We start from the raw sequence: 22,518 nt of genomic DNA, 5'->3' as shown, positions 1-22,518 counted from the left end.
CAAGTGTTTAACAATTTTTAAAGTATGAAAAAAATTTTAGTTTTCTTCTTATTTGTTTCATTTTTAGCAAGTGGTCAAGAAATAGTTAAAGTGGACTTAAGTAGCCCTAGAGCTACTATTTACTCTCATTTATATTTTTTACAAAATGATTCTTATCAACCTAAAAAAGCCGCATCAACAATTTTAGGCTTAGAAGAAAAATTAGCCATAGAAAAAGCTATAAAAATTAAACAAGTTTTAGATGGTAAGGGATTGTTTGTAGATTTAAATAGAGTGCCAGCAAACAAAAGTTATAAAGATACTGTTGGTTACGCATCTTATGAAAGGTATGTATTGTTCCCTCAAAGAATGCCAGAGATTTATGTAGAAAAGGTAGAAGGTAAATGGTATTATTCTTCTGAAACTGTAGTTAAAATAGAAAGTTTATACAAAGAAGTTTTTCCTTGGTATGTACAAAAACTGCAAAATATTATTCCTGTTTCTGGCCATAAAAAAATATTGAATATAGAGTTGTGGCAATTTGTAGGTGTGTTTTTAATGCTTCTTTTAGCTATTATTATTTTCTTTATCATTAAAAAGTTAGCCTTTTTTATTTTAAATAGAATACAACAACTAGTTACTAAAAACACCAATTTAGAAATAAAAAAGGTGCTAAAAAAATTAGCACATCCAATAAGCTTATTAATTACTTTAACTTTTATAGACAAAATTTTCCCTTCTTTACAATTTGGTTTAACTACGAATACTTGGTTTTTTCTTGCTTTAAATATTGCAAAAACAGTATTCTGGATTTATGTTTTCTTAAAGCTAGTACAAGTATTAATGAGTATTTATTCTGTTTTTACAGAAAGAACACACAGTAGATTAGATGATCAATTAGTACCAATTTTACATAACTTTTTAACGGGTTTAGTAATTATTGTTGGTATTTTTAGATTGCTTACTTTATTTGGTGTAGATACTACAACACTTATTGCTGGTGCAACTATTGGTGGTTTAGCGTTTGCTCTAGCTTCTCAAGATACGGTTAAGAACTTAATTGGGACCATCATGATTTTTTTAGACAAACCTTTTCATATAGAGGATTGGATTGAGTCTGGTGAGTTTTCTGGTACGGTAGAGCAAGTTGGTTTTAGGTCTACAAGAATTCGTGCTGCAGATACATCTGTCTATCAAATTCCTAATAGTAAATTGTCTGAAATTGTTATAAATAATAAAGGTTTACGATTGTATAGACGTTATAACACAAACCTAGGTTTGCGATACGATACGCCACCAGAACTTATAGAAGCCTTTGTAAAAGGAGTTAAAGGGATTGTAATTGCGCATCCAGAAACGCGCTCAGATTCTTATAATGTAGAGTTTACAGGTTTTGGAGATTCAGCGTTATTAATTATGGTAAACGTTTATTTTAAAAGTTTAGCTTGGGGTACAGAGCAATCTTCTAAACACAGATTGCATATGGCAATTATAAGATTAGCTAAAGAAATAGGAGTCGATTTTGCTTTTCCATCAACAACTGTTACAATTGAGCAATTTCCTGAAAAAAAATCATTAGATTTAAGGTATAATATAAATGCAGAAAAAATTGATACTTCGATTCAGAAAATAGTATCAGATTTTTCCAAAGAAAATCCAACAGATAGCATATGAAAAAAACTTTAAAATATTTATTTCGTTTTTTATTATTAGTAATTGTAGCTTTTGTAGTTTTCTTTTTCTGGGCATCTTCACCTACTTTAGATGAAACTGAATATGCTAAATTAACCGAGGTAGAGGAAATAAAACTTCCTGAAAACGATTCAATTTTTAGTATTGTAACTTACAATATTGGATATTTAAGCGGTATGACAAATAATCTTGCCGTAGAATCGCCAAAAGAATTGTTTGATACTAATTTAGCAAAAGTAGTATCTGAAACAAAAAAAGTGAATCCAGATATTATGGCTTTTCAAGAAATAGATTTTGATGCTTCTAGAAGTTATCATGTAAATCAGCAAGAAGAAATTTCTAAAATTGGGTTTAATTACGGTGCAGAAACCATTAATTGGGATGAACATTATTTGCCTTTCCCTTATTGGCCAATTAGTATGCATTACGGCAAAGTTGTTTCAGGGCAATCTATTGTTAGTAAGTACCCTTTGAAAGATCAAAAAAGGATTGTTTTAGAAAGAGTAGCAAATGAACCTTTTTATAGGGGTGTATTTTATTTAGAACGATTAGCTCAGGTTGTTAAAGTTGTTTTAAATGGTAGTGAAGTGGTGCTTATTAATATCCATTTAGAAGCATTTGATAAAGCTACAAGAATAAAACAGTTTAATGAAGTTTTAGAATTATTTAATCGTTATAAAAATAGATATCCAACAATTTTATTAGGAGATTTTAATTCAAGTGCAACAGATGAGAGTGCCATTATTCAAAAAATATTTTCAATGAAAAACGTTGGTAATGCTGCTTTTGATGTTGTAAATATTGAGAATACATTTAACTCAAAAGATCCGTATGAGAGAATTGATTATATCTTTTACACAGAAAACTCAATAGAATATGTTTCGGGTAAAGTGCTAAATGATTTTGAGCAAGCATCAGATCATTTGCCAGTTTTTATGAAGTTTAAGTTGAAGTAATTTAATAACTTTTTGCTTCTTTAAAAATATCATTTACAGCAATTGAATACGATTTTGCATTACCTGCTTTTTTAATTTTTTTAAGGGTTTTCTGCGGATTAGGGAAGCTTTGAGAAAAGTACTCCCAAAACCCTTGCATTTTCATTTTTATAGGTGTAGGCCCAGAAAGGGCTGCGTCGTATTCTCTATGAATGCGATCGTGAAATTCATTAAAAATTTCAAACCTGTTTTTTGGGTATTCTGTAGTATTATTTTTAATCATACTTGGTAAAAAAGGATCTGCAATTAAGCCTCTGCCAATCATCCAGTGATCTATTGTATTAAAGCGCTCTTCTAACTTTTTAAATGCTGCTACAGAAGTAATATCACCATTATAATACATTTTATGTTTACTGTTATCTAAACATTTTTGAAACGCATCTAAATCAGTTCCACCTTTATATAATTGTTTTCCAATTCTTGCATGTATAGCTACGTTTTTTAAAGGATATTTATCTAGAATAGGCAAAGTACCTAAAATTTCTTGTGCGTTTTCATAACCCATTCTCATTTTCATAGAAACTAAAATGTCTGATTCATTATGAATTTGATGAAGAATTGCATCAATTTTTTTAGCATCATTTATTAAACCAGAACCCATACCACGTTTTGTAACCATTGGGTAAGGGCAACCTAAATTCCAGTTTAATTCATTGTAACCTAACTCTCTAACGTATTTAGAAACGAACAAAAATTCATCTACGTCATTTGTTATAATCTGCGGAATTACTTCTAAATCCCTATTGTTTTCTAATTCAATGTCTCTTTTGTAAGAGTTTTTAATCACCATTTTACCGTTCAATCTAATATATGGCGAATAAAAAGTATCTATTCCACCAAAGAAATGATTGAATGCATTTCGAAATTTAAAATCTGTAAAGCCCTGTAAAGGAGAAGAAAGTAATGTGTGATTCATGAAAAAAATAATTGTGCAAATATAGTGTACTTTTTAAAGTATTTAAGAGGCATTATTTTTTAATCAATTTAAGACGTGTTTTGTTTAAGTTGATATGGATTTATAGTTTCATTATCGTGTTTTTTTATGAGTTTTATCGTGTTTAAGTCACTAATTTATTATTCCTTCATTTAAGTATAATGCTATAAGACTGATAGAATTAATAATGGCATGTGCAATTACTAAAGGAAAGAGTTTTCGTTTTATTATAAAATATATTGAACCCAATATCAGCGCAATGCAACCAGTTGCAATAACGCCTGCTAACCCTTGATAAATATGTAAGCTCCCAAATATTGTTGAATGTATAATTAGTGCTAAAATTATTCTAGAATTATTATTTCCAGTAAAATCTACCAATCTATTTAGTAAATATCCACGAAATAATAATTCTTCACCTAAAGCAGCACCAAACCAAACAACAACAATTAAATAACCTATAAAAATGATTGGTTTTCCCATAAAAAAGGCAAATCTATCAGCAACATCAGTTGGATTAGTAAAACCGAAATTTTCTAATAATGGCTTTATAATTAATCCCATAATTAAGAAAACAATAATTACCGCCATAAAGGCTAGTAATATATTAATTATCCATTCACGGAGACCAACAGGAAGTTGAAGCCCTAATTCTTTCCATTTTAGTTTCTTTTGTTTCATAAAAAGTGTGGCTATAATCACACCGCACCAAATAGCTATCGAGCCTGCACCTATAACATTAAAATAATCCATTAGGTGTTTTATGCTCAATACTGTTGTGAATACAATTATTATTTCTTTAATTATTTTTATATCAAATGATTTTATATAAGTCTTTTTGTGCTCCATCTTGTAATGTTATTTTAAATATTCATGTATATTTAGGACAAATTTACTAATAATTAATTAAAATTAGGACAAGTTTACTAATGAGATCGACTAAAAAAATTTTAGATGCTTCAAGGCTTTTATTTAATCAAAAATCATTTAGTTCAGTAACTATTAGAATGATTGCAGAGTCATTAAAAATGAGTTCAGGCAATTTAAATTATCATTTTAAAAAGCGTGAAGAAATTTTAGAGTCACTATATTTTGAAATGTCAAGTGAGTTTGAACAAAGACTCGTGGATTTTCCTGAAATGGAATTTTCTATGAATCAATTAAAAGTTGAGATTAAGTTAACTATGAGAAGAATGATTGATTATCAATTTTTCTGGACAGATTTATACAATATCATAAACTCTAATGAAAATATAAGAACTCATTTCCATGAGGTTTATAGTTCTCGTTATAAGAGTTATATGTTGTTGTTTAAGGGATTGAGAAAAAATAAAATAATTAAAGCGTCAATATTTAAATGGGAATTCCAGAACCTTTCTGAACAAATGATTCTCAATAATAATACTTGGTTGTATTCTATAGCATTATATGGAGGAAGAATAAACGAAAGCATAATAGAAGAAAAAGCAAATACTATGATAAGTATACTTTATCCTTATTTAACTTTAAAAGGAAAAATAGAATTTAATGAAATAATAAGTTCGAATGATTTTCCCCAATTAATATCTTAATACGTTTTTTTACTTACAGCTAACTTCATTAATATGATGATTTTTAACTCATTATATCAGACGATACAAAAACAAGTTCAACGTATATAACTCAGTTAGTTTTTTTAGGATATCATCAAACCAAATTATTGTAAAAAAGCCTTATCAATTAAGATAAGGCTTTCCGTTTTTATAAAAATAATTCTAAAATTATTTAGGATCTAAAATTGTATTAATTCTATCTACAACATCTCGTAAATGATAACGAGTTAAAGTATTACCTCTATAAGCAGCAGCTTTTGCATCTTTTTTAAGACGTTTAAGTTCTCCTCTAGCAACAGATTTTACATCAGATTGGTTAATGTTAATACCACTTATTTTATAGTATCCGCCATTTCTACCTCTTTGGTTTTTAGCCTTATTTAATAAATAATCTAATCTATCTAAATGTGCTCTTTGTAAATTTCTACGGTATGTATCAATAGATTTTCCGTTGTAAATTTCACTCCAAACACCTCTACGTAAATCGCTCATCATATTTACTAAAGAATACGCTTTAGAACCATTTGTAGTTTCATTCTCAATCATTCTAGCCATTCTTCCAGCATCTAAGATGTTGTTTAAAGTTCTAGCTTGTAGCCCACGAACTCTTTCTATAGAACCAGAAAATTCTGTTTTACTAAAAATGTTTTTATCTAACATCCAAGTAGGAGTTTTAAATAAATTATCGATCACAAATTTTAAAGCTTCTTTTTGTGTAGCTTTATCTACATGTGTATACACTGCACCATCTTGGTCTGTAGTTTTAAAGTGTTCATAAACACCACCAACATTAGAAGTTACATGGCCCATATATCTATTAAATTGGCTTAAGACTTGGCCATACATAGTTTGCAAGTTGCTATAATTTTCACCTTTTTCAGAAGTCCATTCTTCTAATCTAGGTAAAATTCTTTTCAAGTTTTTAATACCATACATAGAAGCTTTCATAGCATTGTCTCCTAAGTCTTCTGTTTGAGAACTAGGGTCTACAACACCTGTTGCCTGTTGGTGTCCAAAACGATACATTGGATCTCCAGCATGTTTAAGAATCCAGGCATCTAAAGTAGCTTTTTCATCTTTAGCATCTGTATCTAAAATTGGTCTATAACCCCAAGAAATTGCATACTTATCATAAGTTCCAATATTTGGCATTAAAGCAACTCCTTTATCTTCTGGTTGTGCTACATAATTAAAACGAGCATAATCCATAATAGAAGGTGCGGTTCCGAATTTTTTAGTAAATGAAGCAGAACGTAAAGAATCTACAGGATATGCATTAGAACTTCCCATATTATGAGGTAATCCTAAAGTATGACCAAGTTCGTGTGAAGACACAAATTTGATTAATTCTCCCATTGTTTCTGTTTTAAAATTGTTTCCTCTTGCATCTGGATTAATTGCTGCAGTTTGAATAAAGAACCAATTATGTAATAAAGACATTACATTATGATACCAGTTAATATCTGATTCTAAGATTTCTCCAGATCTAGGATCGCTTACGTGAGGTCCGTTTGCATTTGGTATTGGAGACGCTAAATAACGAATTACAGAATAACGAATGTCTTCTGGACTGTATTCTGGATCTTCTTCTTTTGTAGGCGCTCTTTTAGCGATAATAGCATTTTTGAATCCTGCTGCTTCAAAAGCAACTTGCCAATCGTTTACACCTTGTATTATATAAGGTACCCATTCTTCTGGAGTAGCTCTATCTACATAATAAACAATTTGTTTTTTTGGTTCTACTAATTCACCACGTTTAAATTTAGCAATGTCTTCGTCTTTTACTTCTAAACGATATCTATCTAAGTAGGTAACAGTTTTACTTTTTTGAGCGTCTAAACCATAATCTGTTTGGCCGCTTGTAAACCAACCAACTCTTTCATCAAAGTAACGACGTTTCATTGGTACTTTTGGTAAAAGAACCATAGAATTACTCATTTCTACAGTAATAGATCCTAAAGAACTATTTGATGGAGCTTTGTTAGCAAAGTAAGTTTTTACGTGTCTTATTTCAATATTTTTAGGATAACTATTTACTCTATCTATGTAAGAACGAGTTTTGTCCATTCTAGTTAATTGATATCCTCTTCTTCTCCAGCTAGGAAAACCAAGAGGTTTAACATCTGTAGAAAATAAAGTAGTAGCATCAATAACTGTTGCTGTAGAGTCTTTACTAAAAGCTTTTATTGGAAATGAAAATAAAATAGGCTCTAAATTAGAGTTTACAACTGCTTCATGAACAGGTAAAATAGTATCTGCAACTACGTTGTAAGAAACTACACGTAATAAAATCTGCTTGTTTTTCTTTTCCCAACGTAAAACTTGTTCATTTGTTTTACCGCCGCCAAAACCGATTCCGCTAGCTGTTTTTGCAATTCTAGTAACCATTAACATTTCTCTATTTAATAAAGAATCTGGAATTTCGAAAAGATAAGAATTATCTTTTGAATGTACTTTAAATAATCCTTCGTCTGTTTTATGGTCTTTAGTAACCACTTTAGAGTAAGGTTTTATCGCTCCTTTTTTTGGTTTCGCTTTTGGTTTTGGAGCTGCTTTTTTTGGTTCTGCTTTCTTTTTTCTTCCAGATTTGTGCATCTGCATCTAAAGAAAAACCAAAAACAAGTGCAACTATAAATAGTTGAGATAGTACTTTTTTTGTCATGATAATTGTTTGATTTGAATTGTTTTCGAAAATACGTAAACTATAAAAGGTGATATCTTAAAGTTTTGTTAAAGAGATTTAGGAATTTATGTTAGGTTTTGAATAAAAAAAGCCCTTAGAAAATTTTCTAAAGGCTAAATTTATAAGGTGTTTTTAAGTTTATAACTTAAAAGTTTTTTTTACGGTTTCTACATAATCTAATTTCTCCCAGGTAAAAGTTTCTATTTCTTCAGAAACAGTTTCTCCCATTGGATTAGAAAAGGTAACAGTTTTAATTTCAGGAGTTCTTCCCATATGCCCGTAAGCAGCAGTTTCAGAATATATTGGTGTTCTTAATTTTAATCTTTGCTCTATGAAATAAGGACGCATATCAAAAATAGTTTCTACTATTTTACTAATTTCTCCATCCGTTAAATCTACAGTAGAAGTTCCGTATGTTTCTACGTTAATACTTGTAGGTTTGGCAACACCAATTGCATAAGAAACTTGTACTAAAACTTCTTTACAAAGACCTGCAGCAACTAAGTTTTTTGCAATGTGTCTTGTAGCATAAGCACCAGATCTATCTACTTTAGATGGGTCTTTTCCAGAAAAAGCTCCACCACCGTGAGCACCTTTTCCTCCATAAGTATCAACAATAATTTTACGACCTGTTAAACCAGTATCTCCATGAGGTCCACCAATTACAAAAACACCAGTTGGATTAATATGATACGTAATATTGTCTGTAAATAATGTTTGAATATGTGCAGGTAATTTTGCAACAACTCTAGGAATTAAAATTTCTACAATATCTTTTTTAATTTTAGCTAACATTACTTCTTCAGAAGCATCAAAATCGTCGTGTTGTGTAGAAATTACAATAGCATCAATTCTTTGCGGAACATTGTCATCAGAATACTCAATTGTTACCTGGCTTTTTGCGTCTGGTCTTAAGTAACCAATATCTTTATTCTCTCTACGTAAAGCAGCTAATTCTATTAATAACCTATGAGAAAGTTCTAAAGCCAAAGGCATATAGTTTTCTGTTTCATCGGTTGCGTAACCAAACATCATTCCTTGGTCTCCAGCACCTTGTTCTTCTGGTTTAGATCTGTCTACACCTTGGTTAATATCTGGTGATTGTTCATGTATTGCAGATAAAACTCCACAAGAGTTTCCATCAAACATATATTCACTTTTTGTATAACCAATTTTGTTAATTACATCACGTGCAATTTTTTGAACGTCTAAATACGTTTTAGAGTTTACTTCTCCGGCCAAAATAACTTGTCCTGTAGTAACTAAAGTTTCACAAGCAACTTTACTATTTTTATCGAAAGCTAAAAAATTATCAATTAAAGCATCAGAAATTTGATCTGCAACTTTGTCTGGGTGTCCTTCAGAAACACTTTCTGAGGTAAATAAATATGACATATAAATCTTATTATGTATTAAAATTGAATCCTTAATGTAAACAGAAGGGTTCTTTAAATCTATGATTTTCATAACAATGGAAATCAATTGAAAACTATATAAAGATTGCTTGGTCGCTAAAAGGAGTAGATAATTACTGCTTTAGCATTTTGTTCTGCTGAACTTGTTTCAGTATCTAAAACATTTCAACAAAGAGGTTGCAATCAGTTCAAATTTTTCCTCGTAATTATGGTGCAAAGTTACGTTTAAAATCTAAATAATAGAATTTATTTAATAATATTTGTTTATAGTTTTATCAGTAAAAATATAGAAGGCTAGTTTTAATTTTAATGATTCTTATAAATAGCCTAATATAAATGCATTATTTGCAATGTTTTAAAAATAATTGATTTTTTATTTGGTTATTAAAATTTTCTGAGCATATATTTGCACTCACAAAGTTCAATAACTTATTGAAATGTTATCAAGAAAGGCAGAGGGATTAGACCCAATGAAGCCTTAGCAACCCTTTAGAAATAAAGAAGGTGCTACATTCTACCTAAATGTTTATAATTTGGATAGATAACAAAAAAGAATTTTCCTGTTCTGGAAAATCCTATTTTCTTAATAACATTTTTCTAGTAAGCAATCATTTACAATGATGCATTTAACTTTTGTTTTAATCAATTATTAACTCAAAAAAATAGAAAAATGAGTACATTAAAATTAGCAACCAATGCTTTGCACGCAGGGCATGATGTAACAACAAACGGTGGTACAAGAGCAGTACCTATTTACCAAACATCATCGTATGTTTTTAACAATTCAGAACATGCAGCAAACCTTTTTTCATTAAAAGAATTAGGTTTTATTTACACGCGTTTAAACAACCCAACAAATCAAATTTTACAAGACCGTTTAGCGGCTGTAGAAGGTGGTATTGGCGCTGTCGTTTTTGCTTCTGGTACAGCAGCAATTTCTACCGGATTATTAACATTATTAAAATCTGGAGATCATATTGTGGCTTCTAGTAGTTTATACGGTGGAACTTACAATTTGTTAAGTGTTACTTTACCAAGATTCGGAATTACAACTACGTTTGTAGATGCATCTAATCCAGATAATTTTGCAGAAGCAGTTCAAGAAAATACAAGAGCATTTTTTGTAGAATCTTTAGGAAATCCTAAATTAGATGTGTTAGATTTAGAAGCAATTTCTGTACACTCTAAAGCAGCAGAAGTTCCTTTTATTGTTGATAATACTGTTGCAACACCGGTTTTATTAAATCCTATTAAACATGGTGCAGATATTGTAATTCATTCACTTACTAAATATATTGGCGGACAAGGTACTTCTTTAGGAGGCGCAATTGTAGATGCTGGTACTTTTAATTGGGCTAATGGTAAATTTCCAGAATTTACAGAGCCTTCTGCAGGTTACCATGGTTTAAAATATTATGAAACTCTAGGTGCAGCATCGTATGTTTTTAAATTAATTTTAGAAGGATTACGTGATTTTGGTGGCGCTTTAAGTCCAACAAACGCGTTTAATATTATTCAAGGTTTAGAAACTTTACCTATTAGAATTAAACAACATTCAGAAAATGCATTGGCATTAGCTAGTTGGTTAGAAGCACAAGAAGAGGTTGCTTGGGTTAATTATCCTGGTTTAGAAAGTAATAGATATAAGAAATTATCAGATAAATATTTACCAAAAGGGCAAAGTGGAATTGTAACTTTTGGACCGAAAAAAGGTTTTGAAGCTGCAAAAGTAATTGCAGATAAAACAAAAGTATTCTCTTTGTTAGCAAATATTGGTGATACAAAATCGCTAATTATTCACCCAGCAAGTACAACACATCAACAATTAGATGAAGCAGCACAAACAAGTGCAGGTGTTTCGCAAGATTTAATAAGATTGTCTGTTGGTATTGAAGATTTAGAAGATTTAAAAGCAGATTTAAAAGCGGCTTTTTCAGAAATATAATATTATTGTTTCCTTGAGTGCAGTAGAAAGGTCTTTTTACCTTTTGTAACCTATGAGTTTTCTACTGTGCTCGAACAGACAAGTAACTTTAATTTATCAAATAATTGAAACATCAATTACAACATATTAAAATTAAAAATTTCACCACAGAATTGGGGGCTTTTATTTCTGAATTGAATTTAAGTTATCAAGTTTTTGGTCAAAATTTAGGAAGTGCGCCAGTAATTTTGGTAAATCATGCATTAACAGGAAACTCTGAAGTTGCTGGTAAAAACGGTTGGTGGCAAGATATTGTTGGTGCTGAAAAAGCAATTGATACAAATGTATACACAATTTTATCTTTTAATATTCCTGGAAATGGTTTTGATGGTTTTTTAATTGAAAATTATAAAGATTTTATTGCTAGAGATATTGCTACCATTTTTCTTGAAGGATTAAATCAATTAAAAATAACAGAATTATTTGCATTAATTGGTGGTTCTTTAGGTGGCGGAATTGCTTGGGAAATGATGGTTTTAGACAATAAAATAACCAAACATTTTTTACCAATTGCCACCGATTGGAAATCTACAGATTGGTTAATTGCAAATTGTCAAATTCAAGAACAGTTTCTCGTAAATTCAAACAATCCGGTGCACGATGCAAGAATGCACGCAATGTTATGTTACAGAACGCCAGAATCTTTTAAAGAACGTTTTCATCGTTCTAAAAAAAACGATTCAGATATTTTTGATGTAGAAAGTTGGTTGTTGCATCATGGTAAAAAATTACAAGAACGCTATCAATTATCTTCTTATAAATTGATGAATCAATTACTTAAGAGTATTGATGTTACTAAAAATAATGAGAAAAACATTGAGATTTTAGATAAGATTGAAGCTAACATTCACATCATAGGTGTAGATTCCGATTTGTTTTTTACTGCGGAAGAAAATAGAGAAACGCATAAAAAACTTGCCTTAACAAAAGAAAACGTAACGTATAATGAAATTAACTCTGTGCATGGTCATGATGCATTTTTAATGGAATATGACCAATTACAGAAAATAATAGAACCTATTTTCAATAAAGATTATAGAGCAAAGAAAATGAAAGTATTAAAATTTGGAGGAAAGTCTTTAGCAAATGGTGAAGGACTTAAAAATGCGATAGAAATTATCCTTAATAAGCATCAAAACGGAGAAAAAATAACAGTTGTAGCTTCAGCAAGAGGAAATACAACAGACAGTTTAGAGGATATTTTAGACAAAGCAGCAGCTAAAAAGGAATATAAAACTGCATTTTCTACATTAAAAGAGTATCAACAAGCTCCTAATAATTCTGTTGATTTATCAGAAGAATTTTTAAAGTTAGAAACTATTTTTGAAGGTGTTTCTTTATTAGGCGATTATAGTGAGAAAATTAAAGATGAGGTTTTAGCACAAGGTGAGCTTTTATCTGTAAAATTAGTTGCAAGTTTATTACAAAAATCTGATGTTGAGGCAAACGTAACAGATGCAAGAGCATTAATTATTACCGATGAAAATTTTGGAAACGCACAACCTATAAATGCTGTTTCTTCAGAAAATGTAGTTGCTTACTTTAAAAATAATGCAGATAAAATAAACGTTGTTACTGGTTTTATTTCTTCTAATAAAAAAGGACAAACCACAACTTTAGGGAGAAACGGAAGTAATTATACTGCTGCTTTATTGGCTAATTATTTAGATGCAGAAGAGTTGCAAAATTACACACACGTAAGCGGAATTTTTACTGCAAACCCAGATTTAGTTGCAGATGCTAAAAAAATTGAACAACTTTCATTTTCAGAAGCAAATGAATTGGCTAATTTTGGAGCAACAATTTTACATGCAAAAACCATTATTCCACTTTTAGAGAAAAATATCAATTTAAGAATTTTAAATACTTTTAATAAAGAAGATAAAGGAACTTTAATAACATCGAAATCTACAGAAAAAGGAATAAAATCAATTTCAACAATTAGCAATGTTTCACTTTTAAACTTTGAAGGAAGAGGTTTACTAGGTAAAGTTGGTGTAGATGCACGTATTTTTAAAACTTTAAGCGATAGAAATATTAGTGTAAGTATCATCTCTCAAGGTTCATCTGAAAGAGGAATTGGTTTAATAATAGATACAGATAAGGCTTCTGATGCTATTTTAGCATTAGAAAAAGAATTTGAAAGTGATTTTTATTCTCAAGATGTAAATCATATTTCAATAATAGATAATGTTGCTGTTATTTCTATAATTGGTCAAGATTTAAGCGAATTTCATTTGCCTTATAACGCATTGATAAAAAATCAAATTGTACCCGTTTTATTTAACAATACAGTTACAGGTAAAAATGTGAGTTTAGTTGTTAAGAAAGATGAACTTCATAAAGCTGTAAATGTAATTCATGGTCAAGTTTTTGGAATTGCGAAGAAAATAAACATTGCAATTTTTGGTAAAGGAACTGTTGGTGGAACTTTAATTGATCAAATTTTAGAGAATACAGCTTCAGTTTTAGAACGAAGAAAAATACAGTTAAACGTTTTTGCTGTTGCAGATTCTAAAAGAACTTTGCTAAATAAAAATGGCGTTTCTAAAAACTGGGAGCAAGATTTAATTGCAAACGGACAAGAAAATACTTCAATTGAAGATATTATTGAGTTTGCAAAATCGCATCATTTCGAAAACTTAATTGCCGTTGATAATACTGCAAACGTGCCTTTTGTGGGGAATTATATTCAGTTTATAGAAGCAGGTTTCGATTTAGTTTCTTGTAATAAAATTGCAAATACCTTGTCTTTTTCTTTTTACAAAGAAGTAAGAGCAAAATTAAAAGAATACCAAAAGCAATATTTGTATGAAACTAATGTTGGTGCTGGTTTACCATTAATTGATACGATTCGTTTATTACATGAATCTGGAGAGAATATCACTAAAATTAGAGGTGTTTTCTCTGGAAGTTTAAGTTATTTATTCAATACTTTTTCAGCAGAAAACAGGACTTTTTCTGAGGTTTTAAAAGAAGCAATTGATAGTGGATTTACAGAGCCAGATGCAAGAGAAGATTTAGGTGGAAATGATGTTGCAAGAAAATTACTGATTTTAGCAAGAGAATTAGAGTTAGAAAACGAATTCAAAGATGTTAATATTCAGAATTTAATTCCAGAAAATTTAAGAGAAGGAACAGTGGAAGATTTTCTGTCTAATTTAGATTTAATGAATGATGAATATCAGGAATTAAAAGAAAATCAAGAAGAAAATCATGTTTTGCGTTATATTGGAGAACTGAGTGGAGATTTATCACAAAATAAAGGGAATTTAGACGTGAAATTGGTGTCGGTTTGTAAAAACTCTCCTTTAGGGTCTTTAAAAGGATCGGACGCAATTTTTGAAATTTATACAGAATCTTATGGAGAACAACCTATTGTTATTCAGGGAGCAGGAGCAGGTTCTAAAGTAACGGCAAGAGGCGTTTTCGGAGACATTTTAAGACTGGCAAAACATAACAACTAAAATAGTAGGCTGTTTTCAGTTGGCAGTAATTCAGTCAATAATAAAACTGATTGATAAAAATATAAAAGAAACAAGATAAAAGAAACAAGATAAAAGAAACAAGATAAAAGAGGAGAATGATGTGTTTTAGTCCTTGTTCTTGGTTCTAGAAGCGTTATCGGTCTTGATTCTAAACAACATAATATGAAAAAACATTTCGAAACAAAAGCAATAAGAACTCAAACAGAAAGAAGTCAGTTTTCTGAGCATTCTACGCCATTATATTTAACATCTAGTTTTGTTTTTGATGATGCGGAAGAAATGCGAGCTTCCTTCGCAGAAGAAAAACAACGTAATTTATATAGCCGATTTACAAACCCAAATACAACAGAGTTTGTAGATAAAATTGTTGCTATGGAAGGAGCAGAAGCTGGTTATGCTTTTGCAACAGGAATGTCGGCAATATTTTCAACATTTGCTGCCTTATTAAATGCTGGCGATCATGTGGTTTCTTGTCGTTCAGTTTTTGGATCTACTCACAGTATGTTTACTAAGTTTTTACCAAAATGGAATATTGAAACATCATATTTTAAGGTAAATGAAGTCGATTTGGTTGAAAGTTTAATTCAACCCAATACAAAGGTTTTGTACATTGAAACACCTACAAATCCGGCAGTAGATATTTTAGATTTAGAAGTAATTGGTAAGATTGCTAAGAAACACAACCTTATTTTTATTGTTGATAATTGTTTTGCAACACCTTATATTCAGCAACCAATTAAATTTGGTGCAGATTTAGTTGTACATTCTGCAACAAAATTAATTGACGGTCAAGGACGTGTTTTAGGAGGAGTTGCAGTTGGAAATAAAGAATTGATGAGAGAAATCTATTTATTTTCAAGAAATACCGGTCCTGCAATGTCTCCTTTTAATGCTTGGGTTTTGTCTAAAAGTTTAGAAACATTAGCAATTAGAGTAGAAAAACACTCAGAAAATGCATTAAAAGTTGCAGAATTTTTAGAAACTCAAGAAAATGTTGAGTTTGTAAAATACCCGTTTTTAAAATCGCATCCTCAATACAAAGTTGCTAAAAACCAAATGAGTTTAGGTGGTAATATTGTTGCTTTTGAAATTAAAGGAGGAATTGAGTCTGGAAGAAAGTTTTTAGATAGAATTAAAATGTGTTCTCTTTCAGCAAATTTAGGAGATACTAGAACTATTGTTACGCATCCGTCATCTACAACGCACGGAAGATTGTCTGAAGAAGATAGATTAGAGGTTGGTATTACTAAAGGTTTGGTAAGAGTTTCTGTTGGTTTAGAAAATGTTGCAGATATTATTGCAGATTTAGAGCAAGCTTTAGATAATAATAAATAGTAATTATATTAGAAAAAATACAAAATTGGTTAACCAATTTTGTATTTTGCAATTTAATTATTAATGCTATCATTTATCTTATGAAAAATGCAATCAAAATAGTTTTTATAGGTTCTCTGTTAATTTTTTTCTTGTGCTTCATCAGAACCAGAGGAAGAAGAAATTGTGGAAAGTTTAATTTTATCTTCCCTTTCAGAATTTTCTAAAAGTGAAGAAACGCAAGCAATTGCAATAACATCTAATTTAGCTTGGAACGCAACTGATAACACAAATTGGATTACAATTACACCCTCCAATGGATCTAACAATGGAACTATTAATGTTTCTGTAGAAGAAAATTTAGCGCTTACTAAACGTATAGGAATTTTAACTATTTCTGGAGGAAGTATTTCAAAAACGTTAACAATAACACAAGCGGCTGTAGAAGATAATAGTAATACTTCGGGAACATTAGATCCAAATAAGGCACCTTCTGAAAATTTCGATTTATCTACATGGAATTTAAGTATACCGGAAGATAAAGGAAATGGGACTGCAACCACAATTGCAGTAAGTCAGATTAATAATAAATATGAAAATAGTAAATATTTTTATACTGCTGCGGATGGTGGAATGGTTTTTAAATGTCCGGTTGATGGTTTTAAAACATCTAATAATACTAGTTATACAAGAGTAGAACTGCGAGAAATGTTAAGAGGAACTAATACAGGTATATCTACACAAGGCGTAAATAAAAATAATTGGGTTTTTGGAACTGCACCTTCAACAGATAAAGAAGCTGCTGCAGGATATGATGGCGAAATGTATGCAACGCTTGCTATAAATCATGTTACAACTACAGGAAATAATAGTCATATTGGTAGAATTATTATTGGACAAATACATGCTAATAATGATGAGCCTATCCGAATTTATTATAGAAAGTTAAAAGATAACACTTTAGGGTCAATCTATTTTGCACACGAACCTACAGATGGTAATGGAAATGAGCAATGGTATGAACTTATAGGGTCTAAAAGTAATGACATTTCCAATCCATCGGATGGTATTGCTCTTAACGAAAAATTTAGTTATTCGATTAAAGTTGTTGGTGATAGTTTAACTCTTACCATTCTAAGAGAAGGTAAAAGCGATGTTGTAAAAACTATAGATATGATTAACAGTGGTTTTAATGTTGGTGGGCAATATATGTATTTTAAAGCAGGGGTTTATCAAGCTAATAATTCTGGAGATGATAACGACTTCGCACAAGTTACTTTTTACACTTTAGAAAAATCACATTCAACAAATTAATTTAGCTTTTTAAAAACACGTATATTAGCATAATGCTATCTAAAAAAACAAAATACGGGCTTAAAGCACTTACTTATCTCGCAAGACTTGAAAATAGAAATCCAGTACAAATTGCTACGATTTCTAAAAGTGAAAACATATCTCTTAAATTTTTGGAAAGTATCTTATTAACATTGCGTAAAAATGGGTTGTTAGGTTCCAAAAAAGGAAAAGGCGGCGGTTATTACTTGTTAAAAGATCCTTCGGAAATACCAATGACATCTGTAATGAGAATTTTAGAAGGTCCAATTGCAATGGTTCCTTGTGTAAGTTTAAATTTTTATGAAAAATGTGATGATTGCCCAGATGAAAATGCTTGTGCAGTTCACAATTTAATGATTCAAGTTAGAGATAATACCTTGCAAATATTTAGAAATACAACATTAGAAGATTTAACACATAATAAATTTTAAGTTTTTTTACTGTTGATAAAATTAAAAGATATTATATGAAAAAGAACGCACTTTTAATTTTAATAATTTTTATTTCTTTCAATAATTATAGTCAGGTTGAGGTGGAGTCTAAAACGAAACTTACCAACTTCTTATCAAAATCTTATTATAGTATTAATTTTGGTGGCATTTTTTATCCTTTTTCTAATGAGAATTTAATTGATGGATATAAAACCGAAACCTTTAGTAGAAATTGGTTTTCTGGAAGGTTGCTTCTAGGACATAAATTAACAGATGATTTAGCGCTACAATTTGGCACTATGAGACCAGCCTCTTGGTTTAAGTATGATAATGTAAACAATATTGGATACGATAGAAGTGTTTGGATAAATGCTTGGTCTTTATCACTAAAAAAAGATTTTAACATAAATAATAAGACTTCTTTTTATGCAGAAGCAGGAATTGCAAATTTAACAAGGTTTGGTTTTTCTATCAATGATAAAGAAGTTTATGAAGATGCACATTATGCTAGTTTACTATATGGTTTTGGTATGCAATATAAATTGAATGATAAATGGCGATTATCTTTAAACGGTACTTTTTTACCAAAATCTGCAAAACAGAATCAGCCTTCAATATCGCAAGTTTCTTTAGGGTTTGAATATCATTTGCAACAGTTAGATGATGAGATTGCAAAAGAGTATGCTTTGAATGATTATTTTTTTCCAAAAAACATTTTTCAAGTAAGTTACGGAACTGGAGAAATTGGTTTTGGATTCAATCAATTTTTTGGGATGAGTTTACCGGTTGGTAATTTCGATAGTTTTGGAATTCCAATTTTTTGGGTAGGGCAAGTAAAAGCAAAACATTCTTTTTCGCTAACCTATCAAAGATTAGCGTTTAGAACCGAAAAGATTTTCTCTTTAGAATGGGGAGTAAGCGTAACGGCTTTTCAATCAGAATTAAAAAATGAAAATGTATTTGCTTTTTCAATTTTTCCTGTAATGCGTTTTTATTTATTAAGAAAAAACGCATTTGACTTTTATGCTAATTATTCTCTTATTGGCCCAACTTTTTTAACAAAAAGTAATATCGATGGCTTTGAAAGTGGTCCTAAAATAACGTATCAAGATACCATGGGCTTTGGTATTTTCTTTGGCGAAAAAAGAAAATACAATTTCGAATTAAGAATTATGCATTATTCTAATGGTAATATTTTTACAAGAAATGATGGTGTTGCTATTCCACTTCAATTTACTCTAGGTAAAACTTTTTAAGAACTTCTTAAAATCTTGAATTATTTATAATTTATCTGTTATTTTTTTATTAATCTACTAAATCTATAGGATAAATGTTTTTTTTAAGTTTTCAAACCATTTTTTTGTATTAAAATAATGTATGTTTGCATTCCCTACTAATTAAATAGGGTAGTAAAAATGCTTAATTATTATGATTGTAGATCAAATGATTTTTAATAAAAAAATAGCAAAACAAAGTTTTGAAGAAGATAAGGTTTCAGAAAAACCAGTAAGAAGTGTAGCTAAGGCTTTAAGTTGGAGAGTTGTTGGTACAATAGATACACTAGTAGTTTCTTATGTTTTGTCTGGCGAGATTGCATTAGCAGCATCAATAGCATCTGTAGATTTTTTAACAAAATTAGTTTTGTACTTCTTTCATGAAAGAGTTTGGAATAAAGTAAAATGGGGAAAATAATGAGTTTAAATTTAGAAGAAATAAATAAAGAGTTAAAAGATAAAAGTCCTGCAGAAATTATTGCTTGGGCGGTTTCATTTGCAAAAAATGCAGTGATAACAACTAACTTTAGACCTTACGAAGTAGCAATTTTAAATGCAGTTTCAGAAGTGAAAAAAAACATAAAAGTAATTTGGTGCGACACAGGTTATAATACAAATGAAACCTACAAGCACGCAGAAGAGATTATTGAAAAACTGAATTTAAACATCCAGTTATATGTGCCAAAACAAACTGCAGCTCATAGAAATGTAGTATTGGGAATTCCTTCAATTGAAAGCCCAAAACATAAGGTTTTTACAGAGCAAGTAAAGCTAGAACCATTTTCTAGAGCCATGAAAGAGCACCAACCAGATGTTTGGTTTACAAATTTAAGAAAAGGGCAAACAGCTTTTAGAGACAATATCGATATTGTCTCATTAAGTAAAGATGGAATCATAAAAGTAAGTCCATTTTATAATTGGACAGATGAAGAATTAGATACTTATTTAGACGAAAAAGGGTTGCCAAATGAGTTTACATATTTCGATCCAACAAAAGTAGAAAGTAATAGAGAATGTGGTTTGCATATCTAAAAGACATGATTATGAATCAAAGAACGATACAAGTAGATGCTTTAGAAAGTGAAGCAATTTATATTTTTAGAGAAGTAGTAGCGCAGTTTGAAAAACCTGTGTTACTTTTTTCAGGAGGAAAAGACAGTATAACATTAGTGCGTTTGGCGCAAAAAGCTTTTTTTCCGGCAAAAATTCCTTTCCCTTTAATGCATATAGATACAGGTCATAATTTCCCTGAAACTATAGAGTTTAGAGATCGTTTAGCAAAAGAATTAGGCGTTGAGTTAATTGTAAGAAATGTACAAGACAATATAGATTCTGGACGTGTAAAAGAAGAAACTGGAAGGTACGCAAGTAGAAATATGTTGCAAACAGAAACACTTTTAGATGCTATAGAAGAATTTGGATTTGATGCATGTATTGGTGGAGCAAGAAGAGATGAAGAAAAAGCAAGAGCTAAAGAAAGAATCTTTTCTGTAAGAGACGATTTTGGTCAATGGGACGAAAAAAACCAACGACCAGAAGTGTTCGATATGTTAAACGGAAAAATTGATTTAGGTCAAAATGTACGTGTTTTTCCAATTTCTAACTGGACAGAATTAGACGTTTGGTCTTATATAGAACAAGAAAACATCGAGATTCCATCAATTTATTTTGCACACAAAAGAAAAATATTTGTTAGAGATGGTATGATCTGGTCTGCAGACGATGCCGTTGTCTATAGAGACGAAGAAGAAAAGGTAGAGGAAAGAATGGTTCGTTTTAGAACCGTTGGAGATATGAGTTGTACAGCAGCGGTTTTATCCGACGCAGTAGATATTGCAAAAGTTGTTGAAGAAATTAGAGATTCATCTATTTCAGAAAGAGGAGCAAGAATAGATGATAAACGTTCTGAAGCGGCAATGGAAAAAAGAAAACAACAAGGATATTTCTAAAATATTTTGGGCGTTTTAACAGGCTTTCCACTATATCTTTTTTTGAAAAAGACAAAAAAAGGATGCCGTTTCAATCCCTAACGCAATTATTTGCAAACACCTTACAAATTTAAACACTTTGTAAGTATTAAAAAAGAATACAAATTAAGCTAAAAGCCAACGGCTAATAGCGAACAGCTCATAAGAATGAAAGTACTAAAAATAGCAACAGCAGGAAGTGTAGATGATGGTAAAAGCACCTTAATTGGTCGTATTTTATATGATACAAAATCATTAACAGACGATAAGTTAGAAGCAATAGAAGAAAAAAGTAGCCAAAGAGGGTTCGATTATTTAGATTTTTCTTTAGCAACAGATGGTTTAGTTGCAGAACGTGAACAAGGAATTACTATTGATGTTGCGCATATTTATTTTTCAACAAGAAAAAAGAGTTTTATTATTGCAGACACTCCTGGTCATATAGAATACACTAGAAACATGGTTACAGGTGCATCAACAGCACAAGCTTCTATTGTTTTAATTGATGCTAGAAATGGAGTTGTAGAACAAACTTACAGACACTTTTTTATCAATAATTTACTACGAATAAAAGATGTTGTAATTGCCATTAATAAAATGGATTTGGTAGATTTTTCAGAAGAAAAATACAATCAAATTAAAGGAGAAATAGAATACTTAGCAAGTAAAAGTGAGTATAAAAATCAGAATTTAACATTTATACCATTATCAGCTTTACAAGGAGATAATGTTGTACATAAATCTGAAAATACACCTTGGTATAATGGAGAAACATTAATGCATCATTTAGAAAGGTTAGATGCAGATGATATTAATGAGGTTTCTCAAGTTCGTTTTCCTGTACAAACGGTTATTAGACCTAAAACAGAGGAGTATCACGATTTTAGAGGTTATGCAGGTAAGATTTATGGTGGAGATTTAGAAATTGGAGATGAAGTAGCAGTTTTACCATCGCAAACTAAATCGAGAATAAAAAGCATCAATTTTTTTGATAAAGAATATGTGAGAGCAAAAAGAGGGAGTTCTGTTACAATTACTTTAGAAGATAATGTAAATGTAAGTAGAGGAGATATGTTAGTAAAAACCAATGAAGAGCCAACAATTGCAAAACAATTAGAAGCAACTATTTGTTGGATGGACAAAGATCCTTTGCAAGCATCGCAAAAATATTATATAAAACATGGTGTAAATGATGCGCAAGCAAAAATCACTCAATTATCTAGTATTATAAAAACTGATTTTTCTGGAATAGAAGAAAATCCATCAGAATTAGTTTTAAATCAAATTGGCGACATACAATTAAAGTTAAGTAAACCTTTAGCTTTTGATTCTTATAAGGATAATAAATCAAATGGATCATTCATTTTAATCAATCCAAAAACAAACAATACAGTTGGAGTAGGTTTTATAAAATAAACCAAACAATTACAAATAA

17 protein-coding genes and 1 riboswitch are annotated in these 22,518 nt (G+C 30.2%); of the genes, 13 read left to right on the top strand and 4 right to left on the bottom strand.

Features of this window, described 5'->3' with window-relative positions; genetic code table 11:
• Positions 1-24: 24 nt before the first annotated feature.
• Entirely contained in the window at positions 25-1,653 is a 1,629-nt protein-coding gene (locus N5A56_RS11525) for a mechanosensitive ion channel family protein (RefSeq protein ID WP_265725583.1), read from the top strand.
• On the top strand, positions 1,650-2,627 hold the full coding sequence (locus tag N5A56_RS11520) for an endonuclease/exonuclease/phosphatase family protein (RefSeq protein ID WP_265725582.1): 978 nt from the start codon (positions 1,650-1,652) through the stop codon (positions 2,625-2,627). The genes N5A56_RS11525 and N5A56_RS11520 overlap by 4 nt, the downstream gene beginning before the upstream one ends.
• 1 nt (position 2,628) lies before the next feature.
• On the opposite strand, the gene N5A56_RS11515 is transcribed toward N5A56_RS11520, so the two are convergent.
• Positions 2,629-3,582: a tRNA dihydrouridine synthase gene (locus N5A56_RS11515; RefSeq protein WP_265725581.1), complete on the bottom strand. Its 954-nt coding sequence runs from the start codon at positions 3,580-3,582 to the stop codon at positions 2,629-2,631.
• Positions 3,583-3,732: 150 nt separating this feature from the next.
• Positions 3,733-4,449, bottom strand: coding sequence for a CPBP family intramembrane glutamic endopeptidase (locus N5A56_RS11510; RefSeq protein ID WP_265725580.1), 717 nt, complete (start codon positions 4,447-4,449; stop codon positions 3,733-3,735).
• An 80-nt stretch (positions 4,450-4,529) separates the two neighbouring features.
• Between N5A56_RS11510 and N5A56_RS11505 the strand changes: the two genes are divergently transcribed.
• Positions 4,530-5,171, top strand: coding sequence for a TetR/AcrR family transcriptional regulator (locus N5A56_RS11505; RefSeq protein ID WP_265725579.1), 642 nt, complete (start codon positions 4,530-4,532; stop codon positions 5,169-5,171).
• 189 nt (positions 5,172-5,360) lie between these two features.
• Here the strand turns inward: N5A56_RS11505 and N5A56_RS11500 are convergent, their stop codons facing one another.
• Both N5A56_RS11500 and metK read right to left on the bottom strand, forming a co-directional pair.
• A complete protein-coding gene (locus tag N5A56_RS11500) occupies positions 5,361-7,787 on the bottom strand; it encodes a zinc-dependent metalloprotease (protein WP_274270422.1) in 2,427 nt (808 codons plus the stop codon).
• A gap of 226 nt (positions 7,788-8,013) precedes the next feature.
• Positions 8,014-9,270, bottom strand: a complete 1,257-nt coding sequence (gene metK, locus N5A56_RS11495) for a methionine adenosyltransferase (protein WP_265725576.1) — start codon at positions 9,268-9,270, stop codon at positions 8,014-8,016.
• Positions 9,271-9,727: 457 nt separating this feature from the next.
• A riboswitch (SAM riboswitch) is annotated at positions 9,728-9,838 on the top strand.
• Between the two features lie 122 nt (positions 9,839-9,960).
• On the opposite strand from metK, the gene N5A56_RS11490 reads away from it, so the two are divergent.
• The 10 genes from N5A56_RS11490 (at position 9,961) to N5A56_RS11445 (ending at position 22,499) form a co-directional block, all read left to right on the top strand.
• Positions 9,961-11,235, top strand: a complete 1,275-nt coding sequence (locus N5A56_RS11490) for an O-acetylhomoserine aminocarboxypropyltransferase/cysteine synthase family protein (RefSeq protein ID WP_265725575.1) — start codon at positions 9,961-9,963, stop codon at positions 11,233-11,235.
• A gap of 104 nt (positions 11,236-11,339) precedes the next feature.
• Positions 11,340-14,741 (top strand): bifunctional aspartate kinase/homoserine dehydrogenase I, encoded by a 3,402-nt coding sequence (gene thrA, locus N5A56_RS11485; protein ID WP_265725574.1) that lies wholly within the window; start codon positions 11,340-11,342, stop codon positions 14,739-14,741.
• A gap of 183 nt (positions 14,742-14,924) precedes the next feature.
• The gene (locus tag N5A56_RS11480) at positions 14,925-16,097 is read left to right on the top strand and encodes an O-succinylhomoserine sulfhydrylase (protein WP_265725573.1); all 1,173 of its coding nucleotides are present in this window, start codon (positions 14,925-14,927) and stop codon (positions 16,095-16,097) included.
• Positions 16,098-16,262: 165 nt separating this feature from the next.
• On the top strand, positions 16,263-17,390 hold the full coding sequence (locus tag N5A56_RS11475) for a polysaccharide lyase family 7 protein (RefSeq protein WP_265725572.1): 1,128 nt from the start codon (positions 16,263-16,265) through the stop codon (positions 17,388-17,390).
• A 32-nt stretch (positions 17,391-17,422) separates the two neighbouring features.
• Positions 17,423-17,842 carry an RrF2 family transcriptional regulator gene (locus N5A56_RS11470; protein WP_265725571.1) on the top strand — a complete coding sequence of 140 codons (420 nt, stop codon included), beginning with the start codon at positions 17,423-17,425 and terminating at the stop codon, positions 17,840-17,842.
• Between the two features lie 35 nt (positions 17,843-17,877).
• Positions 17,878-19,098, top strand: a complete 1,221-nt coding sequence (locus N5A56_RS11465; protein WP_265725570.1) for an acyloxyacyl hydrolase — start codon at positions 17,878-17,880, stop codon at positions 19,096-19,098.
• Positions 19,099-19,270: 172 nt separating this feature from the next.
• A complete protein-coding gene (locus N5A56_RS11460) occupies positions 19,271-19,534 on the top strand; it encodes a DUF2061 domain-containing protein (protein WP_265725569.1) in 264 nt (87 codons plus the stop codon).
• Positions 19,534-20,148, top strand: a complete 615-nt coding sequence (locus N5A56_RS11455; protein ID WP_265725568.1) for a phosphoadenosine phosphosulfate reductase domain-containing protein — start codon at positions 19,534-19,536, stop codon at positions 20,146-20,148. Before N5A56_RS11460 ends, N5A56_RS11455 begins: the two co-directional genes overlap by 1 nt.
• 11 nt (positions 20,149-20,159) lie before the next feature.
• A complete protein-coding gene (gene cysD / locus N5A56_RS11450; RefSeq protein ID WP_265725567.1) occupies positions 20,160-21,065 on the top strand; it encodes a sulfate adenylyltransferase subunit CysD in 906 nt (301 codons plus the stop codon).
• Between the two features lie 186 nt (positions 21,066-21,251).
• Positions 21,252-22,499 (top strand): sulfate adenylyltransferase subunit 1, encoded by a 1,248-nt coding sequence (locus N5A56_RS11445; RefSeq protein ID WP_274270421.1) that lies wholly within the window; start codon positions 21,252-21,254, stop codon positions 22,497-22,499.
• Positions 22,500-22,518: the final 19 nt, after the last annotated feature.

The sequence above is a fragment of the Polaribacter ponticola genome (assembly GCF_026191475.2).
Taxonomy (GTDB): domain Bacteria; phylum Bacteroidota; class Bacteroidia; order Flavobacteriales; family Flavobacteriaceae; genus Polaribacter; species Polaribacter ponticola.
Note: the sequence above shows the minus strand (reverse complement) of the source record. Positions and strands in the feature narration are given on the sequence as shown.

Coding starts and splice junctions, on each gene's coding strand:
- N5A56_RS11510 (WP_265725580.1), bottom strand. CDS start 4,449: ATGGAGCACAAAAAGACTTATATAAAATCATTTGATATAAAAATAATT.
- N5A56_RS11465 (WP_265725570.1), top strand. CDS start 17,878: ATGAAAAAGAACGCACTTTTAATTTTAATAATTTTTATTTCTTTCAAT.
- cysD (WP_265725567.1), top strand. CDS start 20,160: ATGAATCAAAGAACGATACAAGTAGATGCTTTAGAAAGTGAAGCAATT.
- N5A56_RS11515 (WP_265725581.1), bottom strand. CDS start 3,582: ATGAATCACACATTACTTTCTTCTCCTTTACAGGGCTTTACAGATTTT.
- N5A56_RS11445 (WP_274270421.1), top strand. CDS start 21,252: ATGAAAGTACTAAAAATAGCAACAGCAGGAAGTGTAGATGATGGTAAA.
- N5A56_RS11505 (WP_265725579.1), top strand. CDS start 4,530: ATGAGATCGACTAAAAAAATTTTAGATGCTTCAAGGCTTTTATTTAAT.
- N5A56_RS11500 (WP_274270422.1), bottom strand. CDS start 7,787: ATGCACAAATCTGGAAGAAAAAAGAAAGCAGAACCAAAAAAAGCAGCT.
- N5A56_RS11455 (WP_265725568.1), top strand. CDS start 19,534: ATGAGTTTAAATTTAGAAGAAATAAATAAAGAGTTAAAAGATAAAAGT.
- N5A56_RS11480 (WP_265725573.1), top strand. CDS start 14,925: ATGAAAAAACATTTCGAAACAAAAGCAATAAGAACTCAAACAGAAAGA.
- N5A56_RS11525 (WP_265725583.1), top strand. CDS start 25: ATGAAAAAAATTTTAGTTTTCTTCTTATTTGTTTCATTTTTAGCAAGT.
- N5A56_RS11470 (WP_265725571.1), top strand. CDS start 17,423: ATGCTATCTAAAAAAACAAAATACGGGCTTAAAGCACTTACTTATCTC.
- N5A56_RS11460 (WP_265725569.1), top strand. CDS start 19,271: ATGATTGTAGATCAAATGATTTTTAATAAAAAAATAGCAAAACAAAGT.
- N5A56_RS11520 (WP_265725582.1), top strand. CDS start 1,650: ATGAAAAAAACTTTAAAATATTTATTTCGTTTTTTATTATTAGTAATT.
- metK (WP_265725576.1), bottom strand. CDS start 9,270: ATGTCATATTTATTTACCTCAGAAAGTGTTTCTGAAGGACACCCAGAC.
- N5A56_RS11490 (WP_265725575.1), top strand. CDS start 9,961: ATGAGTACATTAAAATTAGCAACCAATGCTTTGCACGCAGGGCATGAT.